Origin of the sequence: Staphylococcus sp. GDY8P47P (genome assembly GCF_016892225.1) — a bacterium.
GTDB lineage: Bacteria > Bacillota > Bacilli > Staphylococcales > Staphylococcaceae > Staphylococcus > Staphylococcus borealis.
Window position 1 is genome coordinate 153,752 of the sequence record NZ_JAFENV010000011.1, and the last position, 2,698, is coordinate 156,449.

Below are 2,698 nucleotides of genomic sequence, written 5' to 3' on the forward strand. Positions count from 1 at the left end.
AATTTCTTGATGAAATTCTCTCTGTTGGAGCCCCACCCGCAAGGATGACTAGAACTGAGAAAAGCTTGATTTAAGCGCCTTCTCAGTTCAGTCAGCTACTGCGAATTCGCAAAATAGCTTCATTATATTATTTATGCCCCGCTCCCTTTAAAATGGCGTGTTTATTAAACGATGGCAAGTAGTAATGAAACGAATCATTCTATCCAGGAACTACGCTTGTATCACTATGAATTGTAATATCGAAACCTTCAGGTGACGTTATATTTTCTTCTTTAGCGTTTGGTTTATAGATATCAAAGTGAACTAAGCCGTAAGTGTTATTATTATCAGTTCTAACTTGATTTGATTGCCAAACATTAGCGGCGATATGATGATGATAATTTTGTGTAGACATGAATAATGCTTGTGGGAAATTAGAAATATGTTCTAATCCAATTTGTTCAATATAAAAGTCACGTGCCTGTCCTAAATCGTGTGTTTTAAGATGTAAGTGACCGATTTTACCATCAGCTGGCCAACCAGCCCAACCGTCTTCTGTACGTTGTGCAATTAAATCATCTGCATCTACAGCAAGTGTATCCATTTTTACGAAATGACCATCCCATTGCCATTCTTCAGATGGACGATCTTGATATACTTCAATGCCGTTACCTTCTGGATCATTAAAGTATAATGCTTCACTAACAAGGTGATCGCCACCACCTACAGGTACGTTTAAACGACTAGCGTGGAATAAAAAGTTTGCTAAATCTGCACGTGTAGGGAGTAAGTAAGCAATATGGAACAAACCAGCTTCTCTAAATCCTGGACGACGTCCATCTTCAAGATAGTGTAATGTTAATGTATGTCCATTTGCGCCAACATTGAAAATAACGTGTTGGTCGTCTTGTTCTTTAATTGAAAATCCAAGAATGTTTTTATAAAAGTTAGTCATTTTAGTTAAGTCTTCAACGTTCAATGTAATATTCGTAACTTGTGTTGCTTCAGTAGTGTGAAATGCATTCATAATGTAGTGCCTCCTAAGATGAATGGGTCATCTTCATTTATTATTTATATTAAGTATAATAAATATACTACTAATCGTTAAATTAAGCAAGAAAGTTGTTTTCTAAATTTTAAATGCATGAAAAAAAGCTTTTAGACTATGAGTCAAAAGGCACTATACAAGCCTGATTATAGCCTAAAAGCTCTGTATCGATTTAATGTGCGTGAACGCTTATATGCGCGTCGTTATATTTGAAGTGGATTATCCTAGATAAACATCTTGATAATCTTCATTTTTTTCTAATACATTTTTCGCAAATGGACAAGATGCGATGATTTTTAAGTTGTTTTCTCTTGCATAATTGACGACAGCTTCAACTAATTGTTTGCCTAAACCTTGTCCACCTAGTTCATCTGCAACGCCAGTGTGATCAATATCAATTTCATTATTATCTACTTGTTTAAACGTAATGACTGCTTGCGCATTGTGTTCATCTTCTCCAACATAGAATTGTTGGTTACCTTGTTTAATGTCTTGTGCCATATAACGTCACTCCTTTAATAATGTCATACTTATATGTATCACTTTTGAAGCAATCCGAAACATGCATGAACTAAATATTAAAATACAAAATATATAATAAATATAAATATTGCATTATTACATTATTAAAGCTATAGTTGTAAACGAATTTGCTACGTCTTGGAGGGGTCTGTGTGAAGAGGATAATCTATTTCTTTATTGTTTTGTGTCTCTATATGACTGTAACGGCTTGTAGCACAGAACAATATTCGAGTACCAAAAAGAAAGATATTTCAACGGATAATAAATTAAATATTTATACTACAGTATTTGCATTTGAAAGTTTCGCTAAACAAATTGGTGGCAAATATGTCAATGTTGATACGATTTATCCTCCGGGTGCAGACACGCATACATATGAACCAACACAAAGAGATATGATTAATATTGCGAAAAGTGATGTGTTTATCTATTCAAGTGATGATTTAGATCCAGTTGCCAAGACGATTACAGAATCAATGACGAATAATAATATGAAATTAGCCGTTGCGGCTGATTTAAACCACCATACATTACTTGAAGAAGACCATGATCATGATGAACACGATCATCAACATAATCATGAAGCGGGCAGTCATGATCCACATGTTTGGCTAGACCCAGCACTAGATAAGCATTTTGCAGAAAAAATTAAGAATGATTTAGTCAAAAGAGACCCTCAACACAAAGCATATTATGAACAGAATTTTAAAAAATTAAATCAAGATTTAACAGATTTAGATCAAAAATTAAAAACAATTACTAAAAATCCTAAAAGACACAAAATAACTATCTCGCATGATTCATTAGGTTATTTAGCAGAACGTTACCACTTCCAACAAGAGGGGGGCAGTGGTATGAATAATGAAGAACCAAGCCAAAAGGATATTCTTGCACTTATTAAACAAATTAATCAATCGAAGCAACCCTATATACTTTATGAACAAAATATTACTTCTAAGATAACGGATGTGATTCGTGACGAGACCAATGCAGAACCATTAAGTTTTAATAATTTGTCTGTATTATCAAAAGAACAAGCTAACGATAAAGATCTAACTTTCCAATCAATCATGAAGAAGAACATTAAAGCATTAGATAAAGCATTAAATCATTAAAAATGGGAGAGGTACAGAATTCTTTTGAATTCGT

3 protein-coding genes are annotated in these 2,698 nt (G+C 33.6%); 1 reads left to right on the forward strand and 2 read right to left on the reverse strand.

Features of this window, described 5'->3' with window-relative positions; genetic code table 11:
- Positions 1-199 precede the first annotated feature (199 nt).
- Positions 200-1,006: a VOC family protein gene (locus JVV30_RS03795; RefSeq protein WP_107629111.1), complete on the reverse strand. Its 807-nt coding sequence runs from the start codon at positions 1,004-1,006 to the stop codon at positions 200-202.
- A gap of 240 nt (positions 1,007-1,246) precedes the next feature.
- The gene (locus JVV30_RS03800; protein ID WP_204193424.1) at positions 1,247-1,528 is read right to left on the reverse strand and encodes a GNAT family N-acetyltransferase; all 282 of its coding nucleotides are present in this window, start codon (positions 1,526-1,528) and stop codon (positions 1,247-1,249) included.
- 173 nt (positions 1,529-1,701) lie between these two features.
- Between JVV30_RS03800 and JVV30_RS03805 the strand changes: the two genes are divergently transcribed.
- Complete coding sequence (locus tag JVV30_RS03805) at positions 1,702-2,664, forward strand: metal ABC transporter solute-binding protein, Zn/Mn family (protein WP_204193425.1); 963 nt, start codon at positions 1,702-1,704, stop codon at positions 2,662-2,664.
- Positions 2,665-2,698: the final 34 nt, after the last annotated feature.